Genomic DNA, 17,580 nt, shown 5'->3' with positions numbered 1-17,580 from the left:
GTAGTCATTCCCGCTGCAAGCAGATCAAGAATAATCTCAACTGGGTAGCGCATATTGCGGATGGTCGGTTTGCCAAAGCTGACCTTTGGGTTCATTGTAATTCTTTTAAGCAGGGCTTCTTTATCCATGATGTATCATTTTAAGATGAATGGTCATCTATTAATCCAACGACATTATAATCAATTCCATTGTTTATCTCTGATTTTTTGTGATTAGATGGAGGAGCCTCAAGTTCAGCCTCAATAATGAGTCCTGTGACAGAACAGGTGAAATCAGAGTAAAGGAGTACTATATAATTTTTAATTATATTCAAAATTTGAAGGTAATAGTAACCCAATGATCCTTTTGTAGATCATCTTCCGGTAACTTAGAAAAAAGCCAGTCTTTGAGAGTACTTATCACTTCCCTTTCTAATTCAGGATTCATTTTTCTAAGAGGGATAATTCTACCAACTTTTCCATCAGGCTTTACTACAAAGCGCACCGTAATTAAAGCCTCAGAATTAGAAATATTTTTGGGAAGTGGTTGAGCTATGGGTTTACGATTTATATCTCCTTCCCACTTTAATTCATAAAAGGATCTCTTTTCTATATCCTTTTCTAATCTTTTGTCAAGATTTTCATCACTATGAGCGCCCTCTTTATCTGTGTCATTTTCAACATTTTCTAGGTTTACCTGACCGCTCTCAATTTCCTTGTCTTCATGCCTTGCATCATCCTCATTTGGTGCAATAGGTCTTTTTGACTTGCCTTGAACAGTTTTACTATTTTCGTCTCTTACTTTTTCTATATACAAATATCTGTTTTTACTATTCATTGTAGAAAGAGTATCTAATAAATTATCCAATTCATGCCAAGTTTTGTCTATTTGTTCTATTCCATAAATAGGGATTCGGTACGTTTCTTCATTAACTCTTAATCTTACTAAATCAGCATTAGCTATTTTGTTAGCCTCTTTTCTTTCCAAAGGGTACCGATCTTCGTGAAGTATCCGAGCAACGCATCAAAACCGTTGAACGACATCTCAATAATCGACCTATTCGAAAATTTGATTACCTTTCACCCATACAGCAAACCCTAAAATACCGCGCTGTTGCATTAATGACTTGAACTCAGCCTTGATAATAACCTTTCCTGATTAGCAACTGTTTTTCTGATTCTTTCTCCATCAATCAAAAATATAATGGTCCCTGACTTAGTGTATTCAATAGCATGTTCAATTGTGGAAACATCAAAAAAGTAAGTAGGATCTAATTTTTCAGAATAAAAAATTGATCTTATTTGAGCCATATATAGTTCAGATTCATCTTCTTTTACAATCTCAATTTCAGTTGAATATCTTACTATATCATCGAATTCATCAAAATCAATTTTGACTTGTGAATAGCAATCAGTAAGTGCTAAAATTGTAATTATTAGTGCTGTATTAATTTGTTTAATCCTAATTCATGCTTATTCGTAGTCGTTAACTTTCAATACATATTTTTCGCCAGGCTTTTGGGCTTCACTTTTATTTCTCCAAAAAAATTCAACATATGCTTCAATATTGAGCTGAATGCTAAATGTTTTATCGCTTCCCAAGATTTATTCGCACTTCTTCTTTGGATTGAAATGTCTATATCTTCAAGATAGGGAAAGCCATTTTCACTTCTTTCTCCTTTTGCTATCCGGGCAATTGACATATCCTTGAGTTTAGTCCAATCACCTAATTTTCTATAAGCAACAATATGAGACTGAGCCAACATATCATTCCAGTTTTTTATATGGACATTTTCAAAATGACCTTTGATAACTTTGGTATGCTTCAAATCTACACTATCATCATAGATATCTTTTTTTGCTTTAAAGAATTTTTAACCCCATCTATATTTTCATATTCTTCATATTTGTCCAAAATTTTTGTGATTACAGATGGGATATTATCGACAAGAGGAATAGCATGTTTTTGCAAGCGATGGAAAAGAGGTTCAGGTATTTCAATTTTCATATTCTGATATTTTAATAATTAAATATAAATTATTTTTTTGGTTGTTTATTTTCACCTTACCAAATCCCGTTAAACATTTATCAAATCCTGACTTCCTGCCCGACCTGCTTTGAATTAACTGCTACTTTGACTAATTTAAGTTTGTGAAAATTTCTATCACATATCGTTTTATCGCCTCATTACTCAGTTTGAGTATTCTGATCGGGGTTTCGATTCCTTCAGGTCTTCATGCCATGTCGGAAGATGTGTGTGATGAGATGCAGGAAATGAAGCATCCCATGCAACTGATGAGTGAACATGGTGAAGATCGCCCCATGAATGGGCAGGCTACTGAAGCGCCGGAACACCAACATCATCCCAAAACAGATAATAAACACCACAAAGCTCATGATCTTGGTTTTGCCTGTGCTTGTTCCATAGAGGAAGCGCCGGTTAAGACGGAAGCAAAAGCTCAGCTCAAAACAAAGGTTCCTGTATTACAGGTGCTTCAGGTTCTGGCAGAAATTCACACCGATGAATCCGGAACCCACGCTTTTCAAATTCCGGTTTCTGATGCTTATTCACCCCCGCCTATATACCTCTCTAACGAGTCTTTTCTGATCTAGGGATTGGTATTTCTTATTGAGTCGGTTGCTTTTTCTCTGACTCTCCTCCCTGTAAGTAACAGCGAGCTGTTCTCACGGTCCCTCCAAAGGGACACAGGTTTCTAGCCATTTTCTATGGATTTATTCGATTCCAAGAATACTGGACTTGGTAAAAACCTATATCTCTTCGCAGAGAGACCGATTTCAGCTTTGCTGAAAATCAGAGAGAGAGGGCAACCAAGCTCAAATATACCTAATAGGAACCAGAGGTTCCTGTATGCATTCCGAACGAGACGTTCGGAACGAACTCTAAAGAATCATTAACCAATTCCTAATAACCAATCAGAAATGCTAAACAAAACCATTCGGTTTTTCCTGGAAAATAAACTTGTGGCTGTACTGCTTCTGCTGGTCATGGTAGGCTGGGGACTTGCTGTTGCCCCCTTCAACTGGAATCTGGATTTCCTGCCCCGTGATCCTGTTCCCGTAGATGCCATCCCGGATCTCGGCGAAAACCAGCAGATCGTGTATACCGAGTGGGAGGGACAATCTCCACAGGATATCGAAGACCAGATCACTTATCCACTGACTACGCAGTTACTGACTGTGCCGGGCGTGAAGACTGTCAGGAGTACCTCCATGACAGGAATCTCCAGCATCTATGTGATCTTTGAAGAGGATGTGGAGTTTTATTGGAGTCGCTCGCGGATCTTGGAAAAGCTGAATTCACTGCCGGCAGGCACTTTGCCACAAGCTGCCAAACCATCCCTTGGTCCGGATGCCACGGCGCTTGGACAGATCTTCTGGTACACACTCGAAGGAAGGGATGAAAATGGGAATCCCGCGGGTGGCTGGGATCCGCAGGAGTTACGATCCCTCCAGGATTTTTATGTAAAATACGGACTTTCCGGAGCGCAAGGTGTAGCTGAGGTCGCCTCCATCGGTGGCTATGTAAAAGAGTACCAGGTGGATGTAGATCCCAATAAGCTAAAAACCTATGATGTTACTCTGACGGAAGTCATTGATGCCGTGCGAAAAGCCAATGCTGAAACCGGAGCGCGTACCATCGAGATGAATAATGTTGAGTATTTGGTGCGCGGACTCGGTTACATCGAAAATCTGGAAGACCTCGAATCGGCCGTGGTGAAGGTGGTAGATAATACACCCATCCGTATTCAGGACGTTGGCTTTGTGAGTATGGGTCCGGCACCCCGACGAGGTGCTTTAGATAAAGCCGGAGCAGAAGCTGTAGGCGGCGTAGTAGTCGCCCGGCAGGGCGCGAATCCGCAACAAGTAATCGATAATGTAAAAGCACAAATTGCCGAAATCTCAGCTGGTTTACCTTCCAAGACCCTGGAAGACGGTACCGAATCTAAAGTCACCATTGTACCATTTTATGACCGCTCCACGCTGATTGGCGAAACGCTTGGTACACTGGAAGAAGCCCTCTCCCTCCAGATCCTTATCACCATCATTGTGATCATCATTATGGTGATGAACCTGCGGACTTCAGTTCTTATTTCTGCCATGCTGCCCATTGCCGTACTCATGACCTTTATTGCCATGAAATACTTTGGCGTGGATGCCAACATCGTGGCACTTTCGGGGATTGCTATTGCTATCGGGACCATTGTGGATATGGGGGTGATCCTTTCTGAAAACATGCTCAGGCATATGGAGGAAATGGATAAAGATGAATCTCTAATGGAAGTAATTTATAACGCCACTGTTGAAGTAGCCGGGGCCGTGTTGACTGCCATCACCACTACTATTGTTAGTTTCTTGCCAGTTTTCACCATGATCGCGGCCGAAGGCAAACTCTTCAAGCCACTAGCCTATACCAAGACCTTTGCACTGATCGCTTCCATCATTATCACTATCACTCTAATTCCACCCTTTGCCCACTGGTTCTTTGGACTTAAGATCAACAACCGGAAACTGAAATTGAGCTGGAATGCATTATTAGTGATCGGTGGGTTAATCGCCATGTTCACCATCTCCGGATGGGGCGGATTTTTGATCTTAGGCTTCGGACTCATCAACGGCGCCGGGTATTTTTTTGATGAAAGCTATCGACAACAAATTCCGTTTTTAAACAATGCCTTGTCAGTTGTGGTGGTAACTTGGCTATTGACAGAATATTGGCTTCCGTTTGGGCCATCCGTCTCTTTTGCCGGTAATCTGATCTTTATTGTGATATTGATCGCACTCATATTGGCCGCCTTCTGGCTCATCATAAAATACTATCAACCCATCATCGGGTGGTGTCTGGATAATAAAAAGGTCTTCCTCGCTATCCCATCTGCTTTCATGGTTTTAGGTGTGATGATCTGGCTGGGCTTTGCCACCACTTTCGGTTTTATAGCCAAGAGTTTTGATGTAATAGGAGTGGATGTCCGCGAAACTTCAGTCTGGACTTCCGCCTCCGAAACCTTTCCCGGACTCGGCGAGGAATTCATGCCTGCTCTGGATGAAGGAGCCTTCCTGCTGATGCCCACAACGATGCCCCACGCCGGAGTTGAAGAAGCCGAAGACGTGATGCGGAAAATTGATATGGCCGTAAATGCCATCCCTGAAGTGGAAACGGTAGTGGGTAAAATGGGACGGACCGAATCAGCTCTTGACCCAGCCCCTGTATCCATGTTCGAGAATGTCATTCTCTATAAATCTGAATACAAAACCGATGAAAACGGGCGTCGTGTTCGATTTAAACTGGATGATTCGGGAGAGTTTGTGGAGGATGAAAAAGGCGAGCTCATTCCAGATGAAGATGGAGAATATTACCGTCAATGGCGCGACCACATTCAGTCGCCCGATGATATATGGGATGAGATTATTTCTGTTTCCCGTATCCCCGGAACCACATCTGCTCCAAAACTTCAACCCATAGAAACAAGGTTGATTATGCTGCAATCCGGAATGCGAGCTCCAATGGGTGTAAAAGTTAAAGGTAATGACTTGCGGGAAATTGAGAACTTTGGATTGGAGTTGGAAGAAGTGCTTCGTGAAGCTGAAGGCGTAAAAGCCTCTTCTGTTTTTGCTGAGCGTATTGTCGGAAAACCATATCTGGAAGTGGATTGGGATAGGGAGCAACTTGCTCGCTACGGACTTTCCGTTCAGGATGCACAACAGTATATGTCGATGGGTGTAGGTGGAATGGCAGTCTCCACCTCGGTTGAGGGACGCGAGCGCTATCCCATTCGGGTACGCTTTGCGCGGGAGTTGAGAAGTGATCCCCAGGCACTTGGTGAACTCTTAGTCCCAACTAAAACCGGAACGGAGATTCCGCTGACTCAACTTGCCGAAATCAAATACAGACAGGGTCCACAGGCCATTAAAAGTGAAGACACTTTCTTAATTGGATATGTAATCTTCGATAAAATGGATGGTTATGCAGAAGTAGAAGTTGTAGAGAATGCACGACAGATAATTCAGAATAAAGTGGACTCCGGTGATCTTACAATTCCTGCCGGAATCAATTTCGAGTTTGCCGGGAATTACGAAAATCAGGTGAGGGCTGAAAAACGATTGAGTATCATTCTGCCCATTGCGCTGGTTATTATTTTCCTGGTTATGTATTTCCAATTCCGTTCGGTGGCTACCACGTCCATGATCTTTAGCAGCATTTTTGTGGCCTGGGCGGGCGGATTTTTGCTTATTTGGTTTTACGGTCAGGGCTGGTTCCTGAACTTCGAAGTATTTGGCCAAAACCTGCGGAACCTCTTCCAAATGGGAACCGTGAATTTAAGTGTGGCTGTTTGGGTGGGCTTTATCGCTTTATTTGGAATCGCGGCGGATGGTGGCGTAGTCATGGCTACTTATCTCGATCAACTATTTGACCGTATAAAACCAACGACATCTAAAGAATTGAGAGCAGTAGTAATTGAAGCAAGTACCCGAAGAATCCGGCCGACACTGATGACAACGGCCACTACCATTCTTGCGCTATTGCCCGTACTTACCTCCACCGGTCGCGGTTCAGATATCATGGTACCAATGGCTATCCCGAGTGTGGGCGGGATGTTTTTGCAAGTCATTACGCTGTTGGTGATACCGGTGCTGTACTACATGTGGAAAGAATTTAAAATGAAACGGAGCCTGAAATGAGAGAAGAACATCGAACAAGGAACATTGAACATCCAACTTTAAACTGGAAGAAAAGATCCTTTGCGCTCTTAGCGCCTTTGCGGTTTGTAACAATGTGGCTATTGCTTCTACTGTCCTTCACGGCAAATGCCCAAACAATAACCCAATACCAACAGGAAGCAGCCGAAAACAATCCGGAGCTGAAAGCGAAATACCAGCAGTACTTATCGGCTCTGGAAGAAAGTCCCATTATGGGAACCTTACCCGACCCGGAAGTTTCATTTTCGTATTTCATCAAGCCCATCGAGACGAGAGTGGGGCCCCAGCAAGGACGGATATCCGTCTCTCAAATGCTACCTTGGTTTGGCTCTTTAAGCGATCAGCGTTCTGCTTCTGATTTGCGAGCTAAGGCGGCCTTCGAATCCTTTCAGGAAAGCCGTAATCGCATTTTTCTAAAAGTGGAACAGACAATTCTGGAACTCTACGAGCTGGATGAAAGCATTCGCATTGCTGAAGAAAACCAGGCGATCCTTAACTCATTAGTTGAGCTGAGCCTGGCGCGATATGAAACCGGTCGTGCCACGCAAGTGGATGTACTGCGAGCTCAAATTGAAGAGGAAGACCTCAACATTCAGATCGAGCTGTTAAAGGATAATCGGGAGGTTCTGATTCAGCGAATGAACGAGTTGCTGAATCGTAGTGAAGGTGCCAAGATCATGTTGCCTGATTCTTTGGGAGAAACAGAGATCAAATCCCGCGAGGAACTCATGACTCAAATTCAGCAGCAAAACCCAAATTTAAACCGACTCCGGTATCAAGAAGCTTCTTCCGAGGAAATGAAATCACTGGCTGAGAAACAGAACAGGCCCGGTATCAAACTCGGAGTGGATTATATCTTTACCGGTGAGACTGATATGCCGAACGTAGCTAACAGCGGAGAGGATGCGCTCATGGTTATGGCCGGATTCAAAGTGCCCCTCTTCGGAAAAAAGAATAATGCCAAAGTACAGCAGGCTGAACGAAATATTCAGGATATTCAATATCAGATCACAGCCCGTGAAAACTCTCTCCAAACCGAATTGGATGCATTACTTAGAGATTACAAAGATGCCCAACGGAAATTCAATCTCTACAACGAAAAGCAAATTCAGCGCATCACACAGGCCATCGACATTATGATGGATGCCTATTCCTCTGGCAATTCTGACTTTGAGGAAATCCTGCGGATGCAACGCAAGCAACTGGAATACCAACTGAAACGCGTTCAAGCCAAAACTGAGGAGCACAAAGCGGCGGCGTATATCCGGTATTTGACGGGTGAGCATAATGAGAATGAGGAGCTATGATCGAACATCGAACAAGGAACATCCAACACCGAACTTTGAACAGGTCAGAAAATCTTTTCGGCTATAAAAAATTTCACCACTAAACATCAAGAATCATGAAAACTAAAAACATACTTATTTATTCCGGACTTATCCTTGGCGGGTTATTCCTTGGCTATGTGTTCTTTGGAGGAACTTCAGAGCCACAAACGCTTGAAGAACATATCTCAGAAACCCATACCGATGAGGAAGGCAATGTAGTGTACACGTGCAGCATGCACCCTCAGGTGCGTGAAAATGAACCCGGCGATTGCCCTATTTGTGGGATGGAACTAATTCCCGTTGATGATCTTGGTGAAGGTGATCCTGAATCTTTAAGCCCAAATGCAGTGCAGTTCTCAAAGTCGGCACTGGCACTGGCCGAGATCAAAACCACTCCAGTTAAGACAGGAATTCCTGTGATGGAAACTCGTTTACCGGGCAAAGTAACGGTAAATCAGAATCTGGTGTCAAATGTAACGGCTCATTTTCCGGGCCGTGTCCGGGAGCTGTATGTGGATTATACCGGAGATTATGTGCGGAAAGGACAAAAACTAGCCTCCATTTACTCCCCCGAGCTAATCACTGCTCAACGTGAACTACTGGAAACCGCAAAATTCAAAGAGCAAAATCCTCGATTATATGAGTCTACCCGACGCAAGCTTTTGCTTTGGGAATTCCCGGAAGAGACCATTGATCAGATCGAACGGTCCGGAGAAGTAATGGAAGAGCTTGATTTCTTCTCACCCGTATCAGGATTTATTTCCCAGATCAATATTTCACGAGAAGACCATATTCAGGAAGGATCCATGCTTTACCGAATCGCAGATCTTTCCAGCGTTTGGGTTGAATTTGAGGCGTTTGAATCGGCGGTCAGTAATTTGAGTACCGGAGACAAGGTGGAGTTTACGGTGAGCTCTGTTCCCGGACAGACTTACACCGGAAATATCAGTTTTATCCAGCCTTTTTTGGATGAAAATTCACGAACTATGGAGGTTCGTATCACCGCAGATAATCCTCAAAACAGGATGAAACCCGGCATGTTTGCCGAGGGTGTGATCTCATCCAAAGCAGACCAAGAACAACAATTGCTTGTTCCCAGAAGCGCTGTGCTATGGACCGGCGAGCGATCCATTGTGTTCGTGGATGTTTCCACAAATGATACCCCCGCTTTTGAAGGCAGGGAAGTCTCTTTGGGCAAAAGAGCAGGAAATGAATATGTAATTGAGTCCGGGCTGAAAGCCGGAGAGCGTGTGGTCACAAATGGGACGTTCAAAGTAGATGCAGCAGCACAACTTAGCGACAAACTGAGCATGATGAACCCAGAACCCGGTTCAGGAGCGAATACCGGAGCTCACAACCACGGTGACACGGAAATAGGTGATGCAGAAATGGAACAGACGGAAGATCATTTCGACCATCAAATGCTGGAAGATCTGGAAGTACTTGTTCCTGAATATCTGAAACTTCGGGAAACTTTGTCCAACGATAATTTTGAATCAGCCAAAGAACATATCACCATGTTTTCAATGGATAGCTTCAGTGACATTGAGGAACTGCGGGCTGAGTTCAAATCAATTTCTGAAGCACTTATCAAACAAGTTGAAAAGGAAGGCTATGAAGGAAACTTATTCAAACAATACTGCCCGATGTATGATGGCGGAAGCGCCTGGATCAGTGATGAGAAAGAGATCGAAAACCCATTTTATGGAACTCAGATGCACAACTGTGGAGAAACCGTTCAGCAAATGAATTGATAGTTCAACCCAAAAAAGGAGGCATTTTGAAATTAGTAAAAGCGTACATACGACCTATGTTGCTGGAAGAAGTATATAAAGCACTTCGGGCGGAAGGACATTGCTGCATTACCGTTTTCAGAGGTGAAGGAGCGGGGCAATATACGGATCCTGATCACGCCCACGGTTTACTGAAATTTCCTGCCATGCACTCTAAAGTGGTAAAAATAGAAATCACTGCCTTGGATGAGGCCGTTGAATCCATTATTGAGATCATTCAAAAAACTGCTTCGACAGACTCACGGGGGGATGGAATTATATTTGTGATGCCTATTGAAAATATGATCAGGATCAGGGATGGCAAAGAAGGTACTCAAGTCATAGAATAGTATAATTTTTCGTTATTCAAAAAATATGAATCAATATAATGTAATATTAAGTAGTTAATAGATGATATTTTAAAAAAGGTAATAATAATAAAATCAATATAGAGTCATGAAAAAGATGAAAACAACAATGCTGTTACTGTTAATTAGTTTTGGGTTGTCAATAACAGCCACAGCACAACAGCAAAACATGGAACAGAAAAAAGAACGAATGATGGAAATGATGCAAGACTCATCCATGCAAACTATGATGATGGATCATATGATGGAGAATCCGGAAATGCGAGCTAAGATGATGCAACGAATGATGTCTTCAGAAGAAATGGATCACTCCAACATGATGGAAAAAATGAATGCTATGAGGAATAATCCCGAAATGAAAGAACGCATGAAAAAGCATATGGAGATGATGCAGTCTATGATGGACGGTGATATGGATCATTCTAAGATGATGGAAATGATGGGTGATTCGTCAGAGATGAAAATGCATATGCAGTGCATGCAGATGATGCATGACAACGGATTGGATAAAGATTCCGATGACATGAAAGGTCATGGACATCATTAAATATAAAAATATTTGCCAGAGAACCTGCAAGCGGGGAATTGATAAAGAGGAATATGAGGAACAGAAGAAAGACTTGCTTTAAGAACTCTTACAAATACACCTTAAAACTATTAAATAAGCATTTATGAAATTAAATCTCATAGTATCAATCATTGCAGTTTTTGCTTTCATTAACCCGGTTCAATCACAGGATCTGCAGCTGGAGGTGAAAGGCGACAGCCTGATCTATCACCTCACAATCAGTGAACAGACCATGAATATTACCGGAAAACCGGTCAGCGCTATGGCCATCAATGGTAGTATTCCCGGTCCTACACTAAGATTTAAGGAAGGTAAACATGCCGTTATTTATGTGACCAACACCATGGAGGAAGAAACCTCAGTTCACTGGCATGGCTTGCTCCTGCCAAATTATATGGATGGCGTGCCTTATCTGACTACACCCCCTATTCGTCCCGACAAAACACTTAGATATGACTTCCCTTTAACTCACTCCGGCACCTATTGGTATCATTCCCACACCGGACTTCAGGAGCAAAAGGGGATTTATGGGAGCATCGTAATTGAGCCGAAAGAGAAGGAATTGGAATATGACGAAGACCTCGTGCTTGTGTTATCGGATTGGACCAATGATGATCCCCATCACATCATGAAAAACCTGAAGCGCCATAACGAGTGGTATGGCGTTGAGCTGGGAAATGCACCGTCTTTGCTGAAATCCATACAAAGCAAAACAGTGGGGTCTCAATTCAAACTTTGGGCTCAAAAAATGCCGGGAATGCATATTTCCGATATTCCCTACGACGCCTTTCTGATCAACGGAAAACAGGAGCAGGTCTATGATCAATTTGAGCCGGGAACCAAAATCAGACTAAGAGTGATTAATGCAGGTGCTTCCAGTTATTTCTGGCTGAATTATGCAGGCGGTGATCTCAAGATCGTTTCTGCGGATGGATTGAATGTTCAGCCTGTAGAGACTGAAAAAGTTCTAATTGGTCTGGCAGAAACCTACGATTTCATCATCACCGTTAAAGAAGGAGAAAGCCTGGAATTTCAAGCCACTTCGCAAGATGTAACGGGGTCTGCTTCGGCTTTTGTTGGAAATGGAACTAAAAAATACGCCTCGGATATTCCATTCCCGGATTACCAGCAAATGGGCGCAGAAATGGCGGACATGCACGGTGGAAGCGGTCACGATATGTCTTTGGATGGTGAAGAAGATGGGACTTTTTCAACTTACGAAGCCACTACATCCGAACATGATATGATGGATATGAGCGATGGAGAAGAGATGGATCATGATATGCATAACAACCACAATATGCATTCTGATCAGGAGGATGAAATGGAGGAAGAAGAAGATCACTCCATGCACGAAATGGACGACCCAACAGCACCTATGACCATGTGGGAAACCGGGTACAACAATTCCATCCTCAAATCACCGGAATCCACGGAATTTAGTGAAGGGGATTCGGTTCGAAATTTGACTTTCAACCTGACCGGAAACATGTGGCGTTACACCTGGAGCATCAATGGGGAAACGCTATCTGCTTCCGATAAAATAAAGATCGAGAAAGGGGAAGTGGTTCGGGTTACCCTGAATAATACCACCATGATGCATCACCCTATGCACCTACACGGACATTTCTTTAGAGTGCTGAATGGGAATGGAGAATATGCTCCGCTTAAGCATACTGTAGATGTCCCGCCTATGAGCCGGATCACCATTGAGTTTGCAGCTAACGAGGAAAAGGATTGGTTTTTTCACTGTCACATCCTGTATCACATGAAAGCCGGAATGTCTCGGGTTTTCAGTTATGAGGGAAGTGAACGGGACGAACGACTGGCGCCCTATCCCGTGGGCACGCTGTATAAACATGACAAAGAGTTCTTCACCTGGGGAACCGTAACCGGAATGAGTCACATGGGAACTTTAGATCTCGTTGCTTCCAATACCAATAATCAATTTAACCTGGAAACCGAATTTGGCTGGAACCAAAATTATGAACTCACTGCCGATTACGAACGATTTGTGGGCAACTATTTCAGGATTTACGGAGGAATACAAGCCGAAAATATCGTTGAGAATTCCCTTGATGATCATGAAGTCGTTGGGCGAATTGGCATGCGTTATCTGTTGTTGTATATACTTGATACCGACCTTGGCGTGGACCATAAACTTCGTCCGGAATTAAAGCTTAATACACATATTCCTTTAACGCAGCGATTGATGGCTGTAGGACATTTCAAATGGAAGATGGATGCCGGACTAGTTGAAGACCTACCGATCGGAGAAAATCTTGAACAAGAAACTTCCTATACCGCCGGATTGGAGTATTTGCTAAACGAGTATTTTTCTATCACCGCAAATTATGACGAACACTTTGGCTGGGGAGCCGGATTATCTCTGAAGTTTTAGCGAATTGGGATGATGGAAAATTGGAAATCATTTGAACCCATTTTTATTGCTACAATTAACTAACAAAATAAATCACCGTTAACTAACTATAAGACATGGATCTATTTATTACGCCCGATTGGGCTCCCAACATACACCCGCTGCTTGTACACTTTCCTATTGCACTGTTAGTGGTGGCCGCATTTGCAAACCTTATTACCTTTTTTATTCCAGAAAAATGGTGGGATGAAACCAAAAATACAATCCTATATGTAGCTGGAGCACTGTTTACCGGTGTTACATATTATAGCGGAACCGTAGCGGCAGACACCATCTTTCTACCGACAGAAGCTCAATCGGTGCTGAGTGAACACGCCGATTGGGCCCAATATCTTCTTTGGTTCTTTATTCTCTATGCCATATTGAGAATTGCCTTTCACTGGTTTGATCTTTTTGAGAAGAAAAGCTTTAAGATCATTGCTTTCTTAACGGTGTTACCGGGTTTATTTATGGTGTATGAGACTGCGGAGTATGGTGGAAAAATGGTATTTGGATACGGAGCAGGAACCGGGCAGCTATTGCAACAAGAAGAGTCAGAATCCTCAGTAACCACGGATACTACTTCGACCGCTTCATCTTTTATTAGAAAAGAAAATGGAGACTGGACTTGGGATATGAATCAAAATTCCGTCAGTGATCTCATCGCTAATTTTCACTGGTTGGAAGGTTCTGTTCAAGGCTTAAAACCGGTGGTCACTCAAGCTCAACCACCTCGGCTTCGGCTTGAAGCCTCAGAACAGGCAAACCTGTTTGTGACTCATGACTCTTATCAAAATATTCAGGTCGATTACTACCTCAATCTGGATAATTTAGATGGAGAGATAGAACTCGTTCATCACTTACAGGATGCGGATAATTATGACTTTGTATCTCTGAATTCTGAGGGCGTCATTCGTCAGGGAAGAATGCAAAATGGAAACACCACCATATTTGCAGAAGGTACATTTGAAGCGGATGGAAAATTATTTCTGCGTGTTGTTGGAGACGGAACTCATTTTCGGGGATATGTGAACCGGGAAATGAAAGTGCATGGCCACGATGATGCTCCGGAAAGCGGAAATGTGGGACTAAAGATACAAGGCAGTGGCTCAGTGCTTATATCTCAAGTAGAATTGACTCAATTAAATTAACTATTCAAGGACATTGTCATGGATCACAAAAATCACAATCACGAACATAATCATGGTGATGGACACAAACATCCGTCAGACCGCTCCCAGAGTCACAAGACTTCTGAGAAACAGGCCAAGCGATCAGACGGTTCTCATGAACATTCCCACCACGATCATCACAAAATGATGGTCAAAGATTTTAAATGGCGCTTTTGGTGGGTGCTTGGGTTAACCATTCCCATCATGGCGCTATCGCCTATGATCCAGCATTTTTTGGGGGTCGATTGGCGATTTGCCGGTGATGAATGGATACTTGCAGCACTTTCTACTGTCGTTTATTTCTTTGGTGGATGGCCATTCCTTACCGGTTTGGCGGATGAGCTTAAGAAGAAACAACCGGGCATGATGACTTTGATTGGACTCGCGATCTCCATTGCCTATCTATACAGTACGGCTGTTGTTTTCGGATTTGAGGGAGATCTGCTCTATTGGGAGCTTTCAACTTTGGTTGGCATTATGCTGTTGGGTCACTGGATCGAAATGCGCTCGGTGATGAGTGCTTCGGCAGCTTTAGAAAAACTAGCTGAATTACTTCCTGGAGAAGCCCACCGGGTGAATGAAGACGGCTCTACTGAAGATGTTCCGGTTGAAGAACTTCAAAAAGGAGACAAAATTCTCATTAAGCCGGGAGAAAAGATACCGGCAGATGGTGTGGTAGTAAAAGGTGAAACAAGTGTGAATGAATCCATGCTAACCGGCGAATCCAAACCTGTAAATAAGAAAAAAGAGGATGAGGTAATTGGCGGATCGGTAAATGAAAAAGGATCCATCACAGTAAAAATTACCAAAACGGGGGATGAGTCATTCCTCTCACAAGTTGTGGATTTAGTTCGTCAGGCTCAGGAAAGTAAGTCCCGAACACAGGATCTGGCCAACAGGGCTGCTTTCTGGCTGACCATCGTAGCCATCACGGCAGGACTTATCACCTTTGCAGCCTGGGTCTTCTTTACCGGGCAAAGTTTTGATTTTGCCATGAACCGAACCGTGGCCGTGATGGTAATTACTTGTCCGCATGCACTTGGACTCGCCATTCCGCTCGTAGTTTCAAGATCTACCAGTATCGCTGCTACCAATGGATTTCTGATCCGTGATCGTGCCGCTTTTGAGCAAGCCCGAAACCTGGATGCCGTTATCTTCGACAAAACAGGAACCCTCACGGAAGGCACCTTCACCGTAACAGATATCCTCAATTTTGGAGATAATCATACCGATGATGAGATCCTGAAATATGCCGCTTCACTGGAGAAGAACTCTGAACACCCCCTTGCCAAAGGTATTTTGGAGAAAGCAGAGGAAACCTGGGATCCGGACGAATTTGATTCTATTACCGGGAAAGGAATCAAGGGTAAAGTGAATGGTAAGTCAATGAAAGTGGTAAGCCCCGGCTTTGTCCGCGAAAATGAAATGGACTACCCGCAAAAAGAAGTTGAGGAACTTTCATCGCAGGGAAAAACGGTGGTTTTTGTGATTATCGAAGATGCGCTTGTTGGAGCCATTGCATTGGGTGATGAAATTCGTGAATCCTCTAAAAATGCCATCAAAGTACTGCATGACATGGGCATTGAGTGCATCATGCTTACGGGAGATAATCAACAGACCGCAGATTATGTAGCCAAAGAACTAGGCATCGATCAGGTATTTGCGGAAGTCCTCCCGGATCAAAAAGCCGACAAGGTGAAGGAAGTTCAGGGGCAAGGAAAACTCGTTGCCATGACCGGAGACGGCGTGAATGATGCTCCCGCACTCGCCCAAGCTGATGTCGGGATTGCCATCGGCGCCGGCTCAGATGTAGCCGTTGAAACCGGAGATATCGTATTGGTTAAAAACAATCCGGAAGACGTTACTGCGTTGATCAAACTTTCGAAATCTACCTACCGAAAAATGGTGCAGAACCTGTGGTGGGCATCAGGCTATAACATAGGAGCCATTCCTTTGGCCGCCGGTGTTTTATTTGCCTGGGGCATAATTTTAAGTCCTGCAGTGGGTGCTATTTTGATGTCATTAAGTACAGTCATAGTAGCGATCAACGCTCGGTTTTTGAAGATGGAAGAAGGATAGTTCTAAGTAACAACATTCAATTTTTTAAACTAAACACCCTTATTAAACAGATTATGAAATCAATACTAACACTTACGCTATTATCCCTGATCAGCTTTACAGCCATCGCTCAGCATGAAGACCATGGCAATCATCAACAAGAGCAACATCAGCATACCGATCACCTTGAAACGTTGATCATTCATTATATGGAAGCCAAGAATGCCTTGGTGCAGGATAATTTTGAATCTGCTAAAGAATATCTCCACGCATTTTCGGAAGAAGTGCATAGCAGCGGAGAAATGAATAATCATGAAGAGCATTCCGAAAAGCATGCCGAACATCATGGTAAAATGATGGCTGCTGTAGAAGAAGCTTCGGGGGCGGAAGACATCAAAGCCTTGCGATCCGCATTCAAGAAGATCTCTGATGAACTTATTACAGCCGTCCAAAATCAGGGCTATGAAGGAAAGTTGTTCAAGCAATATTGCCCAATGTATGAAGGCGGAAGCAGTTGGCTTAGTGCGGAAGAAAAAGTGAAAAATCCATTTCTTGGTCAGGCAATGCCTGGATGTGGAGATTCTTCCGAACTGATCATCAAAGATTCAGATGAAAGTTAATACTTCTTCAACGGTAACCTGTCCTAATTGCGGGCATCAAGAGAAAGAAGAGATGCCTACAAATTCTTGTCAGTTCTTTTGGGAATGTCCAGGTTGTGAGAAAGTCATCAAACCAAAGCAGGGAGATTGCTGTGTTTTTTGTTCCTATGGAGATACTCCCTGTCCCCCGGTTCAGCTTGAATCTAGATGCTGTTGAGTAATTACATGTGTATCCAATATAACAGGTAATCCATTACCCTTATCGATCCGTTTGAAATATTATGAGCCAAAATAGGTGCGAGCAAGCTTCCGGTTTTGTGGTATGCCCAAGAATAGAATATCCCCAACACAAAAGCCTGTACGAGCTGGAGAGGATTCAGGTGCCAGATCTCGAATGGGGCAATTGAAAAACCAATATGGGCTATGGTAAAAATGATGGTGGCTACAAAACCGGCTATTGGCATTTCCATTTGTCCCCAGTTCCAGATCCCTTTAATAAACTTGGACAAAAAAGTATGCATAAAGCCTCTAAATAGTATTTCTTCAGAAAGGCCGGTAAGAATAAAACTAAATCCCAAGTATCCGACTATTTGAAAACGGG

At 43.3% G+C, this 17,580-nt stretch carries 16 protein-coding genes and 1 pseudogene; 12 read left to right on the top strand and 5 right to left on the bottom strand.

Annotated elements, in window-relative coordinates; translation table 11 throughout:
- A partial coding sequence (locus tag VFM80_RS06230) for a DUF433 domain-containing protein (protein WP_395070644.1) occupies window positions 1-95 on the bottom strand: 95 nt, incomplete at its 3' end.
- 214 nt (window positions 96-309) lie between these two features.
- Window positions 310-966, bottom strand: a complete 657-nt coding sequence (locus tag VFM80_RS06225) for an energy transducer TonB family protein (RefSeq protein WP_395070642.1) — start codon at window positions 964-966, stop codon at window positions 310-312.
- Between VFM80_RS06225 and VFM80_RS13495 the strand changes: the two are divergent.
- Window positions 957-1,109 (top strand): annotated as a pseudogene (locus VFM80_RS13495) (IS30 family transposase); the annotation flags it as partial. The gene VFM80_RS06225 and the pseudogene VFM80_RS13495 overlap by 10 nt on opposite strands.
- A 362-nt stretch (window positions 1,110-1,471) precedes the next feature.
- Here VFM80_RS13495 and VFM80_RS06220 read toward each other — a convergent pair.
- Both VFM80_RS06220 and VFM80_RS06215 read right to left on the bottom strand, forming a co-directional pair.
- Window positions 1,472-1,807 carry a hypothetical protein gene (locus VFM80_RS06220; RefSeq protein WP_395070640.1) on the bottom strand — a complete coding sequence of 112 codons (336 nt, stop codon included), beginning with the start codon at window positions 1,805-1,807 and terminating at the stop codon, window positions 1,472-1,474.
- A 2-nt stretch (window positions 1,808-1,809) separates the two neighbouring features.
- On the bottom strand, window positions 1,810-1,986 hold the full coding sequence (locus tag VFM80_RS06215) for a hypothetical protein (RefSeq protein WP_395070638.1): 177 nt from the start codon (window positions 1,984-1,986) through the stop codon (window positions 1,810-1,812).
- A gap of 143 nt (window positions 1,987-2,129) precedes the next feature.
- Between VFM80_RS06215 and VFM80_RS06210 the strand changes: the two genes are divergently transcribed.
- From VFM80_RS06210 to VFM80_RS06160, 11 genes are all read left to right on the top strand, one after another.
- Window positions 2,130-2,591, top strand: coding sequence for a hypothetical protein (locus VFM80_RS06210; RefSeq protein WP_395070636.1), 462 nt, complete (start codon window positions 2,130-2,132; stop codon window positions 2,589-2,591).
- Window positions 2,592-2,918: 327 nt separating this feature from the next.
- Complete coding sequence (locus VFM80_RS06205; RefSeq protein WP_395070634.1) at window positions 2,919-6,677, top strand: efflux RND transporter permease subunit; 3,759 nt, start codon at window positions 2,919-2,921, stop codon at window positions 6,675-6,677.
- On the top strand, window positions 6,674-8,002 hold the full coding sequence (locus VFM80_RS06200) for a TolC family protein (RefSeq protein WP_395070632.1): 1,329 nt from the start codon (window positions 6,674-6,676) through the stop codon (window positions 8,000-8,002). The genes VFM80_RS06205 and VFM80_RS06200 overlap by 4 nt, the downstream gene beginning before the upstream one ends.
- A gap of 95 nt (window positions 8,003-8,097) precedes the next feature.
- Window positions 8,098-9,777 (top strand): efflux RND transporter periplasmic adaptor subunit, encoded by a 1,680-nt coding sequence (locus VFM80_RS06195; RefSeq protein ID WP_395070630.1) that lies wholly within the window; start codon window positions 8,098-8,100, stop codon window positions 9,775-9,777.
- Window positions 9,778-9,803: 26 nt separating this feature from the next.
- Complete coding sequence (locus VFM80_RS06190) at window positions 9,804-10,145, top strand: P-II family nitrogen regulator (RefSeq protein ID WP_395070628.1); 342 nt, start codon at window positions 9,804-9,806, stop codon at window positions 10,143-10,145.
- Window positions 10,146-10,251: 106 nt separating this feature from the next.
- Window positions 10,252-10,710, top strand: a complete 459-nt coding sequence (locus VFM80_RS06185; RefSeq protein WP_395070626.1) for a hypothetical protein — start codon at window positions 10,252-10,254, stop codon at window positions 10,708-10,710.
- Between the two features lie 124 nt (window positions 10,711-10,834).
- Window positions 10,835-13,132, top strand: a complete 2,298-nt coding sequence (locus tag VFM80_RS06180) for a multicopper oxidase domain-containing protein (RefSeq protein ID WP_395070624.1) — start codon at window positions 10,835-10,837, stop codon at window positions 13,130-13,132.
- Between the two features lie 95 nt (window positions 13,133-13,227).
- On the top strand, window positions 13,228-14,301 hold the full coding sequence (locus tag VFM80_RS06175) for a DUF2231 domain-containing protein (RefSeq protein ID WP_395070622.1): 1,074 nt from the start codon (window positions 13,228-13,230) through the stop codon (window positions 14,299-14,301).
- An 18-nt stretch (window positions 14,302-14,319) separates the two neighbouring features.
- Entirely contained in the window at window positions 14,320-16,401 is a 2,082-nt protein-coding gene (locus VFM80_RS06170; protein ID WP_395070620.1) for a heavy metal translocating P-type ATPase, read from the top strand.
- 53 nt (window positions 16,402-16,454) lie between these two features.
- Complete coding sequence (locus tag VFM80_RS06165) at window positions 16,455-17,000, top strand: DUF3347 domain-containing protein (RefSeq protein ID WP_395070618.1); 546 nt, start codon at window positions 16,455-16,457, stop codon at window positions 16,998-17,000.
- Window positions 16,990-17,196: a GDCCVxC domain-containing (seleno)protein gene (locus VFM80_RS06160; protein ID WP_395070616.1), complete on the top strand. Its 207-nt coding sequence runs from the start codon at window positions 16,990-16,992 to the stop codon at window positions 17,194-17,196. Before VFM80_RS06165 ends, VFM80_RS06160 begins: the two co-directional genes overlap by 11 nt.
- 4 nt (window positions 17,197-17,200) lie before the next feature.
- Here VFM80_RS06160 and VFM80_RS06155 read toward each other — a convergent pair.
- Window positions 17,201-17,580 (bottom strand): CPBP family intramembrane glutamic endopeptidase (locus VFM80_RS06155; RefSeq protein WP_395070614.1); only part of this gene is annotated, 380 nt, incomplete at its 5' end.

Origin of the sequence: Gracilimonas sp. (assembly GCF_035704785.1) — a bacterium.
GTDB lineage: Bacteria > Bacteroidota > Rhodothermia > Balneolales > Balneolaceae > Gracilimonas.
This window is presented reverse-complemented; position numbering and strand designations above follow the sequence as displayed.